This is a genomic window from Streptomyces sp. NPDC033216, from assembly GCF_055577115.1.
Map to the genome: position 1 here is coordinate 1 of NZ_JBVIQK010000031.1, position 18,941 is coordinate 18,941.

At 68.1% G+C, this 18,941-nt stretch carries 10 protein-coding genes and 1 pseudogene; 9 read left to right on the forward strand and 2 right to left on the reverse strand.

What is annotated here, in order from left to right; translation table 11 throughout:
• Positions 1 to 535 precede the first annotated feature (535 nt).
• From ACZ5Y0_RS33045 to ACZ5Y0_RS33065, 5 genes and pseudogenes are all read left to right on the forward strand, one after another.
• The gene (locus ACZ5Y0_RS33045) at positions 536 to 892 is read left to right on the forward strand and encodes a hypothetical protein (protein WP_469132340.1); all 357 of its coding nucleotides are present in this window, start codon (positions 536 to 538) and stop codon (positions 890 to 892) included.
• Between the two features lie 565 nt (positions 893 to 1,457).
• Positions 1,458 to 1,796, forward strand: a complete 339-nt coding sequence (locus tag ACZ5Y0_RS33050; RefSeq protein ID WP_469132341.1) for an SMI1/KNR4 family protein — start codon at positions 1,458 to 1,460, stop codon at positions 1,794 to 1,796.
• Positions 1,797 to 2,138: 342 nt separating this feature from the next.
• Complete coding sequence (locus ACZ5Y0_RS33055; protein ID WP_469132342.1) at positions 2,139 to 3,158, forward strand: alpha/beta hydrolase; 1,020 nt, start codon at positions 2,139 to 2,141, stop codon at positions 3,156 to 3,158.
• Positions 3,159 to 3,204: 46 nt separating this feature from the next.
• Positions 3,205 to 4,443, forward strand: coding sequence for a glycosyltransferase (locus ACZ5Y0_RS33060; RefSeq protein WP_469132343.1), 1,239 nt, complete (start codon positions 3,205 to 3,207; stop codon positions 4,441 to 4,443).
• Positions 4,444 to 4,538: 95 nt separating this feature from the next.
• Positions 4,539 to 4,983 (forward strand): annotated as a pseudogene (locus ACZ5Y0_RS33065) (transposase family protein); the annotation flags it as partial.
• 316 nt (positions 4,984 to 5,299) lie between these two features.
• On the opposite strand, the gene ACZ5Y0_RS33070 reads toward ACZ5Y0_RS33065, so the two are convergent.
• Positions 5,300 to 6,616: an MFS transporter gene (locus tag ACZ5Y0_RS33070; RefSeq protein WP_469132383.1), complete on the reverse strand. Its 1,317-nt coding sequence runs from the start codon at positions 6,614 to 6,616 to the stop codon at positions 5,300 to 5,302.
• 907 nt (positions 6,617 to 7,523) lie between these two features.
• Between ACZ5Y0_RS33070 and ACZ5Y0_RS33075 the strand changes: the two genes are divergently transcribed.
• Together ACZ5Y0_RS33075 and ACZ5Y0_RS33080 are read left to right on the forward strand one after the other, a co-directional pair.
• Positions 7,524 to 9,281, forward strand: a complete 1,758-nt coding sequence (locus ACZ5Y0_RS33075; protein WP_469132344.1) for a fatty acyl-AMP ligase — start codon at positions 7,524 to 7,526, stop codon at positions 9,279 to 9,281.
• Between the two features lie 6 nt (positions 9,282 to 9,287).
• Complete coding sequence (locus ACZ5Y0_RS33080) at positions 9,288 to 15,992, forward strand: SDR family NAD(P)-dependent oxidoreductase (RefSeq protein ID WP_469132345.1); 6,705 nt, start codon at positions 9,288 to 9,290, stop codon at positions 15,990 to 15,992.
• Between the two features lie 44 nt (positions 15,993 to 16,036).
• Here ACZ5Y0_RS33080 and ccrA read toward each other — a convergent pair whose 3' ends face one another.
• A complete protein-coding gene (ccrA, locus tag ACZ5Y0_RS33085; RefSeq protein ID WP_469132346.1) occupies positions 16,037 to 17,359 on the reverse strand; it encodes a crotonyl-CoA carboxylase/reductase in 1,323 nt (440 codons plus the stop codon).
• A 711-nt stretch (positions 17,360 to 18,070) separates the two neighbouring features.
• Between ccrA and ACZ5Y0_RS33090 the strand changes: the two genes are divergently transcribed.
• Positions 18,071 to 18,652 (forward strand): hypothetical protein, encoded by a 582-nt coding sequence (locus ACZ5Y0_RS33090; RefSeq protein WP_469132347.1) that lies wholly within the window; start codon positions 18,071 to 18,073, stop codon positions 18,650 to 18,652.
• Between the two features lie 60 nt (positions 18,653 to 18,712).
• Positions 18,713 to 18,904: a hypothetical protein gene (locus tag ACZ5Y0_RS33095; RefSeq protein ID WP_469132348.1), complete on the forward strand. Its 192-nt coding sequence runs from the start codon at positions 18,713 to 18,715 to the stop codon at positions 18,902 to 18,904.
• Positions 18,905 to 18,941 lie beyond the last annotated feature (37 nt).

Genomic DNA, 18,941 nt, shown 5'->3' on the forward strand with positions numbered 1-18,941 from the left:
ATCTCCCACAAGCCGTCCGGAACAATCCAACTCCACGTACCCCGCCCCATGCCCAACCCAACGACCAACCGACCATGTAGGACACGGTCTAAGCCCTGGCTTAAGGGGATGGCCGCCCGTGTCGGCAGCGTGGAGCATTCATAGCGTTCGACATGTCCGGGGACGCCTGGTGCCGGACTCCTGGAGGCACGCCACCTGCGACACGAGGGACGCGTATGACCGCTTCACCCACGTCAGCGGGATCACCAGGTCCAGTTCTTGCCATGACTCGGTACTTCTCTGCGGCGGACGCCAGCGATGTCGGGCTGCGCGGGGGCAAGCCAGTACAGCAGAGCCGGCGTCCACCTTCCGTCAATAGCGGCGGAGGCTGCCGGCCAACCGGGCCGCGGGTCGCCGCGCGAACGGCTACCCGCAGGTGCCTTCTTGCTCATGGCACCGCTCGTGCCGGCAGCCGAACCATGACCGTGCCATCAGACCAACAAGCGCTTCTCGCCGACGTGGCGAAGGCCCACCCCATCGAAAGGCAGCTGTCACTATGAGGTCCAACTTCGTCCGAACTGTCGCCATCACCGGCCTGGCCGCAGCTGGTCTCTTCGCCAGCGCGGCCACGGCGACCGCTGCTCCTGCTTCCGCTGTCACCGCGCCCAGCGCGTCGTCGGCCGGCATCAGTGCCGCACCGAGTTGCGTCTACCTGTACCAGACCGACTACATCCGTGACGGCCAGTACCGTTCGCTGGCAAACGCCAGGAACGACTGCGGCTACACCATCCGGACCCGCATGATCTGGGTGGGCACCACCGACGGGGCCTGCTTCAGCCTCGCCCCGGGACAGAGCCACGGCGAATCCAAGCCCGGCACCCGGCCGTACGTCTCCGAACTGCGCGACTGCTGAGGATCAGCCGACACGGGAGAACGTCCACCGGGGCCCCAACAAGGCCGCCGCGACCGGTTCCCCGTCGGCGCACGCGAGGTGCCCGCAACCGTTGGAGGTGGTTGCGGGCACTTCTCGTGCGAGGGTGCGGCCGAGTCGGTCGACTTCCTGGACGGTGAGCCTGTCGCCGTCGCGCGGGTAGTCGAGGGCGGCGGTCAGGCCCGGGCCCGGCCGTCCACGGTCACGGCGGGGTTCCCCAGGGAGTCGCCGGGTGTTCGGTGGTGAGCACCGGAGCGTCTTGCGTGGCGGAAGTCGGCTGCACCAGATGCACATCGAGCTCTGCTGCGTTCCCCACCCCGCACTGTCCGAGTCGACCAGCCTGGAACGCGCTCCTTCGAGCATCACCACCGTCCAGAAGCGGCCCTCGGCTGGAACGCGACGTCGCTCCAGCCGAGAGGCCGGGTGGGTCGGCCGTATCGGAGTATGCCGCCCGACGGGACCAGCTCGAAACGGAGTTACGGCTTCCGGGGAACAGGCATCGGGACGAAGGCCGGTGCTGAAAGACTGTCGTATGTGGGTTCAGCGAGTGATCGAACTGACCGGGTGGGAGCCGCTCGGGATCTCCGTAGACCGGGCCGCGATCGAGGGAGAGCTGGGGGTTCCACTGCCGGCGGACTACAAGGAGCTCTACGAGGCGTTCAGCGGCGGCGTCTTCAGTGATGCCGTTTATTTTCTGGGACGCGACGAGGGCATCTCGTTCGACTTCCTGACACAGTGGCGGGTCTCCCCGTCGACACTGCGGTCGGACGCACAATTGAGCGTCTCCCTCCCCACACAGCCACCCACACATCAGTCGCTTTCCAGGGCAAAGCGGTGTGTCGCCTGGCGCTTTCCCTCCCGCCTGGGCATGGTCGACCCCGTGTAGCTCGATCTTGCCCATGGACGTGCGTGGAAGGAGCAGCCGTGCTCACAAAGCCACGCACGGCCGCACAGTGCCCCGCCGAAGTCGGCCCTCCCGCCCGCCCAGGAGAACGCCGGATGCCTGTTTGCGGCCCAGGCCCGTCGCCCTGAGGCCACCGCCACCGCCGACGCACCCTGCGCGTAGCCCGGCCGCACCAGTCACGATCACTCGATCGTCGAAATGAGCCTGCCACGTAGCGCATGCCTCCCCCCACATCACCGCGGCAGAACGCCGACACGCAGTGCCTGATGCGTGAGCACCGCTTCCCCCCGAGCTTGTCGCTTCGCTAAGGAGTCCCCGCAGCTCATGTCACCTCTCGTCACATCCGCTTCGACCGGCCGCGCACAGCGCGTCAGACGCGGTCGGCTTCTGACCTGCTCCCTGCTGCTGGTCACCGCGCTGCTCGGCGCCACGACTGCACATGCCCGCGCGGGCGACGCGCCCCGTCCCGACGAGGGCGGCGCCCAGATCACTGCCATGCGTGAAATCGACGCCCGTACCCTTGACCTGACGGTCAGTTCACCTGCGATGCACAGCTCCATCCCGGTCAGGGTCATCCTTCCCAGAAGCTGGAAAACTCACAGGCTGGCCACATTCCCCGTGCTGTACATGCTGCACGGCGGGGACGACGACTACACCTCCTGGACACGAGAGACGGACATCGAGGCGCTCGCCGAGCAATCCGACGTCCTGGTGGTGATGCCCGACGGCGGCAGAGCCGGCTATTACACCAACTGGAAGGCCGGCACTCCTCGATGGGAGACCTTTCACACCGTCGAGTTGGTCCGACTCATGGAAGAGAGGTACCGGGCCAGCTCCTCCCGAGCGATCATGGGCCTGTCCATGGGAGGGTTCGGCGCACTCAACTACGCAGCCCATCACCGGGGCATGTTCCGCTACGTGGCGTCCATGAGTTCCTACGTCGACCTCAACGACCCCCCGGCGCGTCTGGCTCTGGCGCTCGGCGCCCACAGGGAAGGCACCGACCTGCGAAAGGTGTGGGGTGACCCGCACACTGACGCCGACATCTGGCAGGCCCACAACCCCGCGGCGATGCCAGCCGCCTTCCGCGGAACAAAGGTCCACCTGTCCGCGGGCGATGGAACGCCCGGCCCCCTGGACGCACACCACGCATTCGACGTCGTGCTGGTAGGCGCACTGGCCGAATCGGCACTGCCCACATCGATGAAGAGATTCGCCGCGGCGCTCCGCTCGTCAGGCGTCAGGACGACGACCCACTTTTACCGGCCCGGCACGCATTCCTGGCCCTACTGGAACCGGGAACTGCACACCCTGTGGCCCGCCATCCAGAAGGCACTGAGGTGAAAAGCACCACCAGCCTCGGCAAGCGCCGACGCGGAAAGGCACAGCCATGGGCCGAACAGTGATGATCTTCGCGGCAGGATCTCGCGGAGACGTCCAGCCCTGCTTGGCCCTGGGCCACGCACTGGCCCAGCAGGGCGACGCCGTGCGCCTGCTCGCCAGCGCCCGCTACCAACACCTGAACCACACCCCGGGAGTGGACTTCCACCCCCTCTCCGCCGACCCGGCTGAGATCATCGAGTCGGCCCACGGCCAACAGCTACTGGCCAGCCGGCGCAATCCGGCCGCATTCATCCGCGGCATCAGCCGCGTCCTGCGGCCTGGGATCGCACAGATTCTCGAAGAGACTCGCGCCGCAGCCGAGGGCGCCGACCTGGTCCTTGCCCCCACCTACGGATTCCTCGGCGTTCACCTCAGCCAATACCTGCGAGTACCGCACGCAATCATCCACTTCCAGCCCAGCCAGCCCACCGCCACGTTCCCCCACCCCATGGCACCTGCCGCCCGCTTCCTGGGAAGACTCGGCAACCGCCTCAGCTTCGACGCCGTCGACGCCGGATCCTGGCTCATGTGCCGACCCTTCATCAACGACTGGCGCCGTGAACACCTCGGCCTGCCACCCATGTCCCTCCTCGCCCCGTTCCACCACATCCGCCGAGCCCCCGTCCTGTGCGCATTCAGCCCCACGTTGGTCACCCGGCCACCCGACTGGGGACCCAACGTCCACCTCACCGGCTTCTGGCACCACGAACAGCCACAATGGGAACCTCCCCAACGACTGCTCGCCTTCCTCGCCGACGGCCCCCCACCCGTCTACATCGGCTTCGGCAGCATGAAGCCCCCCAACCCGCAAGCCACCGACCATCTCATCCGCACAGCACTCAAACACGCGGGACTACGCGGCGTACTCGCCGCAGACCCCACCACCAGCGAAAAAGACATCCTCGCCATCAACGACACCCCCCACGACCAACTCTTCCCCCACATGGCCGCTGTCGTCCACCACGGCGGCGCCGGCACCACCGCCACCGCGCTACGCGCCGGAAAACCCTGCCTCATCTGCCCCTTCTTCGGCGACCAAACCTACTGGGCCTCACGCGTACACCAACTCGGCGCAGGCCCCCCACCCCTACCCTTCCGCCAACTCACCCTCACCACCCTCACCCAACGCCTACGCCAACTCACCCAGCACCCCCCGTACACCACCACCACCCGTCAACTCGCCCACACCCTCGCCAACGAAAACGGCGTCACCCACGCACGCCACATCCTCAACCAACTCACATAACGCCGCCCGTCCACCCACCACGCACCCACCCCGACCACCACCCACAGCCCCACAGCCACTACCGGGCCCAACCCCAACAAGCGCCGAGCTGGCCGATGGATATCAACGTCCCTACGGAGACGGTGTTTTCGGGGCTTTCGGCGCTGGTCGTCGAGGACGTGGCGACGGCGGCGACGCGGTGGTGATCTCGGCTCGTACTCGGGACGTGGCGGTGCCGTGTCCGGTGTGCGGGACGGCGAAGGTCACGGTTATCACCGCCGAACGGTGTGGACCTGCCGGTCGACGGCCGCCAGGTCGTCGTCCACCGGCGCGTACGGCGGCTGGTCTGTCCGGTCCTGGGCTGCGGGCGGCAGGGCTTCCGCGAGCAGATTCGCGGACTGCTGGAGCGCCGTCAGCGCCGCACGGTGTGTCTTGTCGGGCAGATATTTCAGGTGTCGCGGGAGTCGTGCGGCCGGGCGGCTGCACGACTGGCCAGTCTGCTGGCCGTGCCCCGTTTCCCGGAGTGCCGCGCTGAGCCATCTGCGGCGTTCGCCGCTGCCGCAACAAACGGTCGGGAAGCGCAAGGCGTCTGAGACCAGAGGCTGCCCGTTTGAGCTGCTGGGTGTGGCGCCGTGAAGGGCGTTCGCCGCAGAGGGAACCCCCCCGGACCTCCTGGGGCACGGATGCCAGGCCTGCGCGGGTGGTGAGACAGCCGGCGGTGGCGGCGCCGCCGGCGTCACCGATGCCGATGAGGATCTCGGCGGCGGACCTTGAACGCAGCGGCAGGCCGCCATCGACAGCACCGACCCGGAACACATACCGGACCAGTTCTTTTCATCTCATCCGCGCACCGGCCCCGCCACTGGCGCGGTCGCACTCACGCTGTGGTGCAGTGGTGTTGCGGGCATACCTGTTTTTTGTGCAGTGCCCACAGGGCGACGGGCACCCCGGTGGCCACCATCGCCGCAGCGGTGCACAGCCCCACCTGGTAGCCCGCAAGGAAGGCGTGCTCGGCGTCAACGCTGGTTGATGACACCGAACGCTGCACGTACGTCACGATCAGACCCACTACGGCGATGCCGAAGACCCCAGAGGCTTCACGTGTGGCGCTGAACAGTCCGGCGGCGACTCCGGAGAGGCCCTCTGGAGAGGCTTCCAGAGCCCGTGTGGTCAGCGGAACGGCCAGGGCCGAGCCGAAGCCGATCGCCGCCAGCCCGGGAATGAGAGCCACGGCGTCGTGGCGCCCGCTCCCCACCGCCACAAGTAGCAGTCCCGCGGAGACGAGGAACAGACCCGCGGCCGACACCCGCCCGTCCCCCCAGCGCCGAGCCAGCCGAGTGACGAACGGAGCGGTCACCAACAGAGCCAGAGCCACCGGCGTGAACAGGAGCCCGGCGGATGTGGGGCTCAGGCGCAGCACATTCTGAATGAACAGTGTGGTGAAGAAGTAGACGCCGCTGACGCCTGACCCCCAGAGCAGCTGGCTGATCGTTCCGCCGGTGAAAGCGCGCTGAGCGAACAGCACTTTGACGGCGGACCGACGGCGAGACGATGGCTTCACGGCAAGCATGAGCAACGACAGGACGGACAGCATGCCGACGATGGCGACACGGGGGGCGGCGAACCCGTAACGGGGCGCCTCGATGAGGCAATAGGACAGTCCGCCGAGGGGGAGACAGAACAAAGCCACCATGCGCAAAGGAGTGGTAGGTACAGCAACGGCCGGTGCCGCCGCAAAAGCCGCAAAAGATGACAGTGAAGGCACATGGACGATGGCGAGGAACAAGCACACGACCCCGACGGGAATGTTGATCGCGAACAGCCAGTTCCAGCCCAGGTGCTCCGTGATCAATCCCGACAGGACGGGGCCGCTCGCCAGAGCTGAGGCCAAAGCGACCGTCAGAGCGGCGATGCCGCCGCTTCTGGAACGGGGAGGAAGGTCGTGCGACAGCACTGCCAGGGACGCGGGTGAAATCAAAGCGGCTCCCACACCCTGCAGCCCTCGGCCCGCGATCAGCGCCCCCGCGTGCTCCGACACGCTGCACACCGCCGACGACAGCGTGAAAATGGCCACGCCAACGATCAGGGTCGGTCGGCGGCCCTTTCTGTCCGTCAGGTGACCTCCGAACAGAAGAGAACTGGCATACATGAGCGGGTAAACAGCCGCTACCCACTTGAGGCCTGACTCGTCCAGGCCTAATTCTCATTGGATCTGAGGTAGGGCCACGTTGACGACTGTGCTGTCAAGGGCCGTCATGAATGAGGGCAGGATGACGGCCGAAAGCATACCGATATGGCGCAGTCGGCTCATTGATTAGCCCCGTGAGTCGGCCCGGCCTGATGGCGACGATCGCCGCAGCTCAACCGGTGCTGACAATCCTCGGTGAGAGATCACGGCCCTCAAAACCGACACGCCGAAAACCGTGCCGTGTTCGACATGGCCGCCTGCGAGAAGTCGTCAGCTGGCCGCTTTCTGCGACTGTTCGGACCCGGTGCCCGGGGCCAGCGAAATGTCGGCGAAAACGCAAGTCATCGCCACGGGTCCGGGGGCAGGTGTCGTCAGCGTGCAGACAGCCTCCTGAGACTGATCCCCTCACCCAAGGCGCCGCAGGAAAGGACCTGGTTGATCGCCGGGCCGGCGGGCGCGGCGCCCCGCGTCGTCACGCGAGGCAGCCGGCGCATGCTCGCATCACCCCGACTCCCACCGACCGCGCTCTCGAAGACTTTCCGCCTCGACGGCTTCACCCGATACCGGCCATGAAATCGCCACCGCGCGTCCCGTTGTGCTCGGCGCCTTGCCGCCCCGGACATCTCCTGACTCCACACCATCCGTACAGAGCCGACACGGGGGAAAGCCGTACCCATACGGCAGTGACAGGACGCCAGGTGCTTATGCTGCGCGCCCATGGCGTGTCACCCGGTTCCCAGCTCACGGGTGTGTTTCTCTGATCTTACGCGCGACCGCTTCAGGTAGGTGTGGGCCGCGACTCGTACGGCCGGCTCGTGCAAGCACGTCGCGATGCTTGTCTGCGCTGGGCGGACGGGAAATCCTTCGCTCCTGTCCGACACGACGAAGGCTTGGTGACTCAGTGCCCTCATTTGTGAGAGATACGCTCAGCCATTATCTGGCTCAGTCGGCAGCGCAGGCGCCCAACAAGACGGCCTTCACGTTTGTGGACTTCAGCGCCGACAGAGACGGCACTGCGCACGAGCTGACATGGAGAGAGCTCGAGGATAAGGTCCGGGCAGCTGCGACGGGCCTGCGTCGCATGGGGGCGGCCGGTGAGCGAGTGGCCCTCGTCGCCCCCCAGGGTTTGGATTACGTCGTCAGCTTCCTTGCGGCCGCCTGCGCCGGAGCGATCGCGGTCCCTTTGTTCCCGCCCTCCCTGCCCGGCCACAGTGAGAAGTTGGCTTCCTCCCTCAACGACGCCGCTCCCATGCTGACCATCTGCACCCAAGAGCAGCGCGCTTCGGTGGAAGCCTTCTGCGCTGAGGCAGGCGTCCACCCGGGTACGCACATCACGACGCTGTCAGACGTTCAGCAGTACGCCGACGATGACGACGAGCAGGAGCCGCACTGGCTCGTCGGGCCCGAGGACTGTGCCTACTTGCAGTACACGTCGGGATCGACGAGATCCCCGTCCGGGGTGGAGATCACGCACGCCAATGTCTGCGCCAACGCCCACCAGGCGCTGGAAGCTTACGACATCCACCCAAACCGCAACTGCACTGTCGGATGGTTGCCGCTCTACCACGACATGGGTCTGGTACTGATGGTCGTGCTGCCCGTGGTCGGCGGTGTTTCCTCGGTCCTCATGGATCCGGCGGCATTCGTCCAGCAGCCCGCGCGATGGCTGCGCCTGCTCACCCGGCACAGCGGCGCTCTGACCGCGGCGCCGAACTTCGCCTACGACTATTGCGTGCAGCGAGTGCGAGACAGCGAACGCGCCGGCCTGTCCCTGGGGTCCGTGGCCGCGATGGTCAATGGCAGCGAACCGATTCGCAGCCGGACCCTGGCCCGCTTCCAGGAGACTTTCGGGCCCCACGGCATGCGCACCGTGATCATGCGCCCCTCCTACGGCCTGGCGGAGGCGACGGTGTTCGTCGCCACCTCTCCCCAGGAGGAAGAGCCGACGGTCACCGTTTTCGACCGGAACATGCTGGCGCAGGGCACGGCCTGTGTCGTCGAGCCCGCAGAGGGCTCGCCCACCAGCGAGCTGGTCGCCTGCGGCCGGCCGATCGCTCAGGACGTCGCCATCGTCGACCCCGTGACATGCCGCCAACAAGAAGACGGCACGGTCGGCGAGATCTGGGTCAGGGGGCCCAACGTCGGACGCGGGTACTGGGGCCACCCCAAGGAGACCGGCGAAATCTTCCACGCGGTTCTTGACGGGGAGGACCCGCATCAGCCGGCCCAACGCTGGCTTCGCACAGGCGACTTGGGATTGTGGCACGACAAGCAACTCTATGTGACGGGCCGCACCAAGGACCTGGTGATCGTCGACGGCACCAATCACTATCCGCACGACATCGAGGAAACCGCGCAAAACGCGCATGCCGCCATTCGGCGCCACCACTGCGCGGCCTTCGCCGTCAGTTCCGAAGAGGCAGAAAAGCTCGTCATCGTCGCCGAGCACGTGCGCGACCTCACCGACCCCGACTCTGTTCGCGCAGAAGTTACCCGCGCCGTGCGCGCAGCCGTCGCCCACAGCCACGCGATCACCGTCCACGACTTCGTGTTTGCGGCACCCAACACCGTGCCTCACACGACCAGCGGCAAGGTCGCCCGCCCGGCCTGCCGCGAGAAGTACCTCGCAGGGCAGTGGCAGACGAAGCCGGCGGATTCGGAAGGGAATTGACGGCGCATGGCCGCAGCAGGTCGACAGGGCGACACCTCGGCAGAGGGCCCCGGGCTCGAGGGCGCCGACACCCCCCAGACCCCACCCCACCCGACAGAGCTGCGCGTCGTGCTGCGGGAACTCGTCGCGAGCATGTGCGGCGTTCCGGTGGGCGAACTCGAGGACACGCGCCCGCTGCCCGAATACGGTCTGACGTCACGCGACGCGGTCGAACTCAGCGGCCGTCTCGAAGAGTTACTGAACACGTCGCTTCCCACCACGCTGCTGTGGGAGAACCCGACCATCGAGGCACTCCTTGACCACCTGGCCCCAGGGCAAGAGCCGGGCCAGGACCGGCGGACCGCGCCCGACGACGACGCGCCGGAAACCGATGCGGTGCCGATCGCGGTGGTGGGCATCGGGTGCCGTCTTCCCGGCAAGATCAACGGTCCTGAGGCGTTCTGGCAGCAGCTGCTCGCCGGCACCGACGCCGTGGGCCGGGTTCCCCCCCACCGCTGGCGCGACTTCGACAACGGCACAGCCGAGACCGCCGCCGTACTGGAACACACCTGTCGATGGGGGGGATTCCTGGACGACGTCGAAGGCTTCGACGCCGACTTCTTCGGCATCACCCCGCGCGAAGCCGAAGCCATGGATCCCCAGCAGCGCCTCCTGCTCGAGGTGGGCTGTGAGGCCCTCAATCACGCAGGGATCGGCGCCGAAAGCCTGCGAGCGAGCGCCACCGGCGTATTCGTCGGCATCAGCGCACTGGAATACGGGCATCTGACCGCCGCCGACGTCTGCCGTGTCACGGCCTGGACCAGTACCGGAGCAGCGGGCAGCATCGTTGCCAACCGCATGTCCTACCTGCTGGACCTGCGCGGGCCGAGCATGACCATCGATTCCGCGTGCTCGTCATCGCTGGTCGCCGTTCACCAGGCGTGTCGCAGCCTGCGCAGTGGAGAGAGCCACACGGCGCTGGCAGCGGGCATCAATGTGGTGTTGTCCCCGGCCACCACCGTCACCTTCGACCAGGCCGGCGCGCTGGCGGCCGACGGCAGATGCAAGCCCTTCGACGCCAGCGCAGACGGCATCACACGAGGGGAGGGCTGCGGCGTTGTCGTCCTCAAGAGACTGCCCGACGCCCATCGCGACGGTGACCGGATCCTTGCCGTCATCCGCGGCAGCGCCGTCAATTCCGACGGCCGCTCGGCCGGACTCATGGCCCCCAACCCCCACGCCCAGCGTGCCTTGCTGCGCAGCGCTCTGCGCGACGCCCGGGTGGAGGCGACCGATGTCGACTACGTCGAGGCACACGGCACCGGCACCCTCCTGGGCGACCCCATCGAGGCGGACGCCCTCGGCGACGTCCTGGGACGGGGGCGCACGGCCGACCGCCCGCTGCTGATCGGATCCGTCAAGAGCAACCTAGGACACCTCGAGGGTGCGGCAGGCATCGTCGGCCTGATCAAGACCGTGCTCTCGCTCCACCACGGCCACCTGCCTGCGACCCTGCACTTCCAACGCCCCAACCCGCACATCGACTTCACGGCTTTGGGACTGCGCGTTGTCACCGAGCCGACGCCGTGGCCCCACCGGCCGCACCAGCCGGCCCTGGCCGGGGTGTCCGCCTTCGGCTTCGGAGGCACCAACGCACACGTCGTCCTGGAACAGGCGCCGCCGCCCGCGATGACAGCGCGTGCAGGGAGCGCGACCGCGCACCACGAAGCCGCTGACAGCGAGGCTCCCCATGTCCTGCTCGTCACCGCGCGCTCCAAGGACCGCCTGCGCGACGTCGCCACGTGCCTCGCACACCGGCTGGCTTCCAAAGACGCCCCCCCTCTCACCGACCTTGCCCACACCCTGGCGCACCTCAACCGCGGTCCCGTCAGCGCGGGCGTCGTGGGAAGAACAACCAGTGACCTGGTGGGCGCGCTGGCCGCACTCGTGCGTGAGGAGTCAGTGCCCGCCGTCATCGAGGCCAGCGCCCGGGCCGATCGGCCCGGTTCTCGCCGTGCGGTCTTCGTGTTCTCCGGCTACGGCTCCCAGTGGAGCGGCATGGGGCGCCGCCTGCTTCAGGAGAATCAGGCCTTCGCCGCATCCGTGAACCGAATGGACCCTGCCTTCGCAGCGGAGCTGGGCATTTCCCTCACCGACCTGATCATGCAGGAACAGAGCACGAGCGTGGACCGTGTCCAGCCGCTCCTGTTCGGACTGCAGGTCGCGCTCGCCGACGCCGTGCGCGCGCACGGCGTCACGCCGGCCGCGGTGATCGGCCACTCGATGGGAGAGGTCAGCGCAGCAGTGGTCACCGGCGCACTTGCCCTGCCCGATGGCCTGCGGGTAATGCATCACCGCTCGCTGCAGCTCACCGGCATCGACGAGGAACACGCAGGCGCCATGGCAGCGATCGAGCTGCCCGACGACGAACGCGCCGCAGTCCTCAGCCGCTACCCCGGCGTCGACATCGCGGTACACGCCTCACCGCAGCGGTGCACGGTGGCCGGGCCGAGCGACCCCGTCCGGCAGCTGACCGAAGACCTCACGGCGCAAGGACGACTGGCCCGCCTGCTCGCCGTGGGCGGAGCCGGCCACTCCGGTGCCGTCGACCCCATCCTGCCGGTCCTGCGCGAAGCCCTCGATCCCCTCCAGGCTCGTACACCCGCAATCGCCTGGTACAGCACCGTCCTGGACGACCCGCGCGCGCCTGTGCACCCGGACGCGGACTACTGGTGCGCCAACGCACGCCGGCCCGTGCGTTTCCAGCAGGCAGTGACGGCCGCTGCCGCGGACGGCCACGATCTCTTCGTCGAGATCGCCCCACATCCCGTCGCGGCCGTCCCGCTCGCCGAAACCCTCGCCGCGGTATCCCAAGACGACGCCCTCGTGGTGCCCACCTTGCACAAAAACGGCGACGACACGGTCAACCTGTTCGCCGCACTGGCCCGACTCCACCTCGCCGGTGTCGCCGGGGCCGGGCAGGCCCTGTGGCCCAGCGGCAAGCGCGCACCGGTGCCCACCCCGCCGTGGCGCCACGTAAAACACTGGTTCACGGCCGGCAGAGCATACAAGGGCACGTCCGCTCGCGGCGGCGCGCTGATCGGCCTGCGGGTGGAAGACCCGGTGACCGGACGGACCCTGTGGCACGGGGACGTGGGTACCGCCCAGGTCCGGCAGCAGCCCCGCAAGCTGCACGGACGGCCCGTACTCAGCCTGTCTGACTGCGCGCAGTTGCTGTTCGCCGCGGCCGTGGACATGCGCCGTAGCGATCTGACGGCTGTCCGCATCGAAGACCTGGTCGTGCACCAGTGGCTGCCGTTGTCCGCCAGCACCCCCATCACGACCGTGTGGCAGCCGTCCGGCCCCCACCAGGCAGCCGTCACCATCCACTCCCGGACCGCCGCAGGCACGTGGCTGTGCCACGCCTCGGGTCGCATTGTGAGCGCACCGCGCCGCCTCGAAGACGACTGGCCCCACGACGCAAACAAAACGCCAACGCTCCATTGGCAGGCCGGCACTGACGCGCAACCGGCGCCGGGCAGGCGTCCGCTGGCACAACTGCTCGACGTCCTGCTGCACGCACCGACCGGCATGGAGGCGGCCGGAGCAGATCTGGATCCGAACCGGCCGACGTCGGCGGGCGTGCGCACTGCGGCCTCACTGCGATCGCTACAGTTGCAGCGCACTGCGGTGGACGACGAGTACCACATCCGGTGCGAGCTCTCGGCAGGCGGCCACTGCCCGCCAGACGACGGGCACGAGCCACATCAGGGCGACCGCTGGGACGTCTGGGCGGCGAGCGCGTCGGGCCAGTCGGACATCGTGGCCCACGGTGTGCAGACGCGGCCCGTCCGGCAAAGCGAAGTGCCCGCGCCCCTGGACCACATCACCTATGACATCCAGTGGACGAAGACCGACGTCGGTGTACCGCGCCCGCCGCATTCCATCTTGTTGTTGACCGACTCCCAGGACGCCGATCGCCATCGACTCGCCGCTCCCCTCGCGACAGCCCTCGAGGACAAAGGGATGAGCGTCACCATCGGCGAGTACCACGACGACTCGATCGCCGCCCTCCTGGACGACTGGCGACACCGGGCCGGCGCCGACCGGACAGCTGTTGCCATGCTCTTCAAAAGCCCCCAACCGGCGTCCGTGGCGACCTCGCACGAAATGCAAGCGGCCGCACACGTGGCACGCCTTCTGGTCTCCGCGCCGCCACAGACACCGGCTCCCCGCCTGTGGCTGGTGACCCGCAATGCCGTCTGCGCAGCACCGGGCGAAGTACCGCATCCCGACCAGGCCTGTCTGCGTGGCCTCATTCGCGCCATGGCCCTTGAGCGCCCCGAACTTCGGGCCTGCCTGGTCGACATCGCCCCGCAGCCCGCCCTGGTGGACGACCTCGTCCAAGAACTCCTGGCCGACGGCGATGCCGACGAGGTCGCCTGGCGTGCCGGAACCCGCCTCGTGGCCCGCCTGTCACCGGCCGACCTGAGCGAACCGTACGACAACGTGCCCTTCGCTCGTCCTGACGGCGCCTACATCCTCACCGGCGGACTCACCGGGCTGGGCCTGGCCACGGCAAGGCAGCTGGCCAAAAACGGAGCAGGCCGTATCGTGCTCAACGGCCGCCGGGCCCCCGATCCGCAGACGGCACAGGCCTTGAGGGACCTGGCCGACCTGGGCACCTCGGTGAGCGTCGTCCAGGGCGATATCGCCGACCCTGGGGTGGCGCAACGCCTGGTGGAGGCCGCTGAGGCCGAAGGCCATGTGCTGCGTGGTGTCGCACACGCCGCCGGCGTCCTTCATGACCGCGTCGTCACCGACCTACAGGCCTGCGACATCGCGGAGGTCTTCAGGCCCAAGGTCATGGGCGCGCTTCAGCTCGAAGCCGCTACAGACGATCACGGCCTCGATTGGTGGCTCTCCTACAGCTCCGCTGCCGCACTGTTCGGTTCGCCCGGGCAGGCGGCCTACGCGGCGGCCAATGCCTGGCTGGACGCCATGGCGCACCAGCGGCGAGCCGCCGGGCGCCCCGCGACCGCCATCGCGTGGGGGCCGTGGGCGCAGGTCGGTGGCGCCCCGGCGGACAACCCGGCACTGCCGCTGGAACCCATCGCCCTGTCCGAGGGGCTGGACGCCCTGCAGGCACTTGTCACCTGCGGGCGGCCCTACACCGGCGTGGTTCACCTCGACGCCCAAAGGGCCCTCCAGGCCTTCCCCGGCCTGCAAGCCCTACCGTTCTTCGCCGACGTGCTCTCGGACGAAGCCGACCTCGGCGAGGACTGGATCGGTCCCGACGGCATCGCCGCACTCGGCGACGCAGCCGCCCCAAGGGTCCTGGAACGGCTGGCCAAACGCACGGCGGCGGTCATGGGATTCGCGGCACACGAGCTGGACGACAACGTTGCGCTGACGGACCTCGGCCTGGATTCCCTGATGACGGTGCGGATCCAGAACGCGGCCCGCCACGACTTCGCGGTGGAAGTGCCCCCGGCGCTTCTGCTGCGCGGAGCCAGTCTGCGCGACCTCGGCGCTGCGGTGCTCAGTGAACTGAAACTCCAGCCTGCGGACCCGGCGTCGCCCACCGATCCGCTGCCCGCGACCCCAGATCAGCCGCGTCCTGCCGCCCAGGACGACTACCCGCCCCTGCCGACGACGATCGGCCACCGAGACGCCGCCGAACGCCTCGTGGCGAGTGTGTGGGGTCACGTTCTGGGGGCCCGCCCCGCCAGCGTCAACGACGACTTCGTCGCGGAATGCGGCGGCCCGCACGCGGTGCACGCCCTCACCGAGGGCATCCGTCGGCGCCTGGGGGACAGGGACTTCGCCCTCACCGAAGAACAGGTCCTGGACGGTCCTACCGTCGCCGCCATCGCAGACCTCATCCGGCCCGCGGTCAACGGCACCGGCAACCGGATCGTACGCACGCTTCGACAAGCCCCGCAGGGCAGCCGCCGCCCGCCCCTGTTCACCTTCCACCCCGCCGGCGGGCCCACGTCGGTCTACCGCCCCCTGGTCCAGCTGCTCCGTGCCGATCAGCCGGTCTACGGATTCGAGCGCATCGAGGAGGCCGCCTCGCTGGAGGAAAGGGCCACCCGGTACCTGGGGATCATCAAAGACCTTCGGCCCGAAGGCCCCTACCATCTGCTGGGCTGGTCCTTCGGAGGCTGCCTGGCCTACGAAGCGGCCTGTCAGCTCCGCGAGCAGGGCCAGGACGTGAGCTACCTCGGACTGATCGACACCATCCTGCCCGCAGCGCTGCCCGGCCTGGACTCACAGATGCTGCTCGAGCGCTTCGGCCGGTTCGTCCAATACATCGAGCAGACCTACGGACACCGTCTGGAGCTTCCCTACGAGGAACTGGCCAACACCCCCGACGAGGAACAGATCGACGTCGTCATGCGGCTGGTGGCCGAGGCAGGCCTCAGCATGAGCCCTGGCATCCTCGAGCATCAGCGGACCTCGTACATCGACGCACGGCTGGGAGAACGCTACCGGCCCAGGCCGTACGAAGGGCACGTGGTGCTCTACCGAGCGCAAGAAGCCCAGCCGCTGACGACGGCCCTGGACCCACGCTATCTGCGCTCCGAGGCGGACCTGGGATGGGCGCCGCTGTGCCCCTCGCTCGAGGTCGTCCCCGTCCAGGGCGATCACCTCTCGCTGATCGACCCGCCCTTCGTCGAAGTCATCGCCGAGCACCTCACCCAAGCCCTCGACGACGCCAGCGGCTGACCGCGACGGGCGACGGGCGTCGGACCGGGCCGATCACAGCCGGCTCATCTGCGGAAGATCTGCAACCGGTCCTCGCCCACCTTCGCCCGAGCCTGCGGGTCCGTCACGCCCTGCCCGGAGCTCGGCGCAAGACACAGCACACCGACCTTGCCGATGTGCTGATTGGTCTGCACGCTCCGGACGGCCGCCCCCACCTCACGCAGCGCGTACGTCTTGGACAGCGCAGGCACTAGATGGCCCAGGCTGAAGAGCCGGTTCACCTCGCACTGCTCGTGCAGGTTGGCGCCGTGGCTCCCGACGATCCGTTTGAGACGCATCCACAGGTAGCGGTTGTCGTAGGTGTGCTCGTATCCGGTGCTGGAGCCGCAGGTGATGACGGTGCCGCCGCGGCGGGCGAGGAAGACCGACGCCCCGAACGTCTTGCGTCCCGTGTGCTCGAACACGATGTGCGGGTCCTCGCCCACTGCGTCGCGGATGGCGGCACCGAGTCTCTTCCACCCGTCCGGCCGCTCGAGTGCGCCCGGGTCGCCGTCTTCGACATCGGAGCGGTTGATGACCGCCTGGCAGCCCAGTGACCGCAACACGGCCGCCTTCTGAGGGGAATTGACCACGCCGACCGGAATACCGCCGCCGTTGAGCACCAGCTGGACGGCGTACGAGCCGAGGCCACCGGTTGCTCCCCACACCAGGACGACATCCCCCTGCTTCATCCGCGCCCCGCGTTCGCTGACCAGCATGCGGTAAGCGGTGCTGGCACACAGGGGGTTGGCGGCGGCTTCCTCCCACGTCAGCAAAGCCGGCTTGGGCATCAGCTGGCTCGCCCGCACGACTGCGTATTGAGCCAGACCGCCGAAGTTCGTCTCGAAGCCCCAAGCCTTCTGCCCGGCTCCCAGCATGCCGTCCCGGTGCGTATCGGGGTCCTGCTCATCGACGTAGGCGGGGGCGACGACCACATGGTCCCCGACTTTCCACTTACGCACCGACGAGCCGGTGCGTACGATCACGCCCGACGCGTCCGATCCCACCACCTGGTAGGGCAGGTCGTGGCGTGACTCCCACCCGCCGGCCTTCCCCATCTGTTTCAGGAACTGAAACGTCGGCAGTGGTTCGAACACGGCCGTCCACACCGTGTTGTAATTGATCGCACTGGCCATGACAGCGACCAAGGCCTCATCGGGGGCCAGTTCCGGCATCGGCACTTCTTCGACGAACAAGGACTTGCGTACGTCCTTGTCCTCGACACCCTCAAACATGTTGACGTCGCAGGCACGCACCATGGCTGCCGTGAAGGATTCGGGGACGGGCAGGGCCTTGAGGTCCTGTGCGTCTGCCCCTGCGATTACAGCCTCCGACAAGGTGCTGTTCATGGATAGCTGGCCTCCTGCCAGATCATCGGAAGGCGACATCTGCCGTCATGGGTCCGGCCGCCCTGGGGCGCCCGGCACCGCAGCTTCTGTGACGTCCGTATCAAGCAAGCTTTGTGACCGCGAACTTCGCAACCGCGCGAGCGTTGCGTGACCCCGTGATCACTAAAGATGCGCAGGTCAGACGTTTGGAGTACTCCGTACACGGAACGCGTCGTCGACCATCGGGAGTAATAGCTGCACGGTGACGGCGAAGGTGGGCGTCGTGACGACAAGCCGTCCCGCCGCCCTTGTGAGGAACGAAACGCCTGCGTCATCGCCTATCGGAGTGCACGCAGCCTCCTGAGATCGGCCGAGCCGAGACCGGCGGTGTCGACGAGGACGTCGATCCGACCGAACCGTTCCCGCACCTCCCAAACGGCGGCGGTGATGTTCGAAGCCTGTGAGCGGCAGCTTCCTGTCTGCCCGACGCCTTGAATCAGCTCCCATAGAGGGACTAGAGAGTCGAATGCCTGCCTGGTGGCGGCTCTGCTCGGCTGCGCTCCCCCTGCTGCACCGCCTCCTGGCTCCGCAGCCCTTTCCGGCAGGGGTGCTCCGGGCGGGGATCTCAGAGGCGTGTCGCTTGGCAGAGAAATCGAACCCGTGACCTAATGTGGGGAGCGGGTCTCCCGGCCCGCGCCCCGGCCGACATGGCCGTGTCCGAGGAGGCTTTTCATGCTGGTGCGCGCGTCCTCGTTCAGCGTCGACCTGGGTGAGAACGGCTACCTCATCGGCTTCACCGACGACGACGCATACCCCGCCGACATGCCCTTCGGATGGCGCTGCGGCCCGGCCGCCGGTGACGCCGACGCCGTCGTCCCGACCACCACCGACACCGGCCCTCTCCACCTGACCGTCCAAATCCACGACGGCCCGCCGCCACCGGAGACCGGCGGCGACTGGGAGCCGGCGGAGGAGATGAGCCTGCGCATCGAAGCGCCCGCACTCCGCCTCGCGCCCCTGGAGCAGGGCGACATCCTGGACGCATGGCCCCAGGACCAGGACCCCCTCGATGCCCCGCCCCCGGACAGCGGAGACCGGGTGCGCATGCGTCTGTACAGCCACGCCGACGACCCCGAACCCGGCATCGGCGACCATGGGGAACGGCACTTGGTCCAGTGCTGGCCCGCACCCCACACGCTCCCCGTCCACCCCGACATCACCGAGGCCGACCGGCAGGCCCGTGACGAGTACGCCGCGGACCAGGCCCTGCCCGTGGACGACTACACCATCCCCTACCCCGACGTTCACCAGTGAGCTGAGTCGGAGATTCGTCGTTGGTTCGGTATGAGTCGTCCAGGCCCGAAGATTCCGCCGATGTCAGTGACTGATGCCCAACGAGTCGTGCTGGAGGGCTGGGTCCCTCGTCGCACGACGGCCCCCGTCTCGCTGACCGAGGGCGCCGACGTGAAGCCGCCGATGGACCCCAACCTCGAGCACGCGGTCCTGACCACGTCCGGCTCCACGCGTGTCAACGGCGTGCCGCTGGAGCCCGGGTCCCCGCCGTAGCGGTGGACGGGCGTCGGCCCGCCGCTGAGGAACCGGC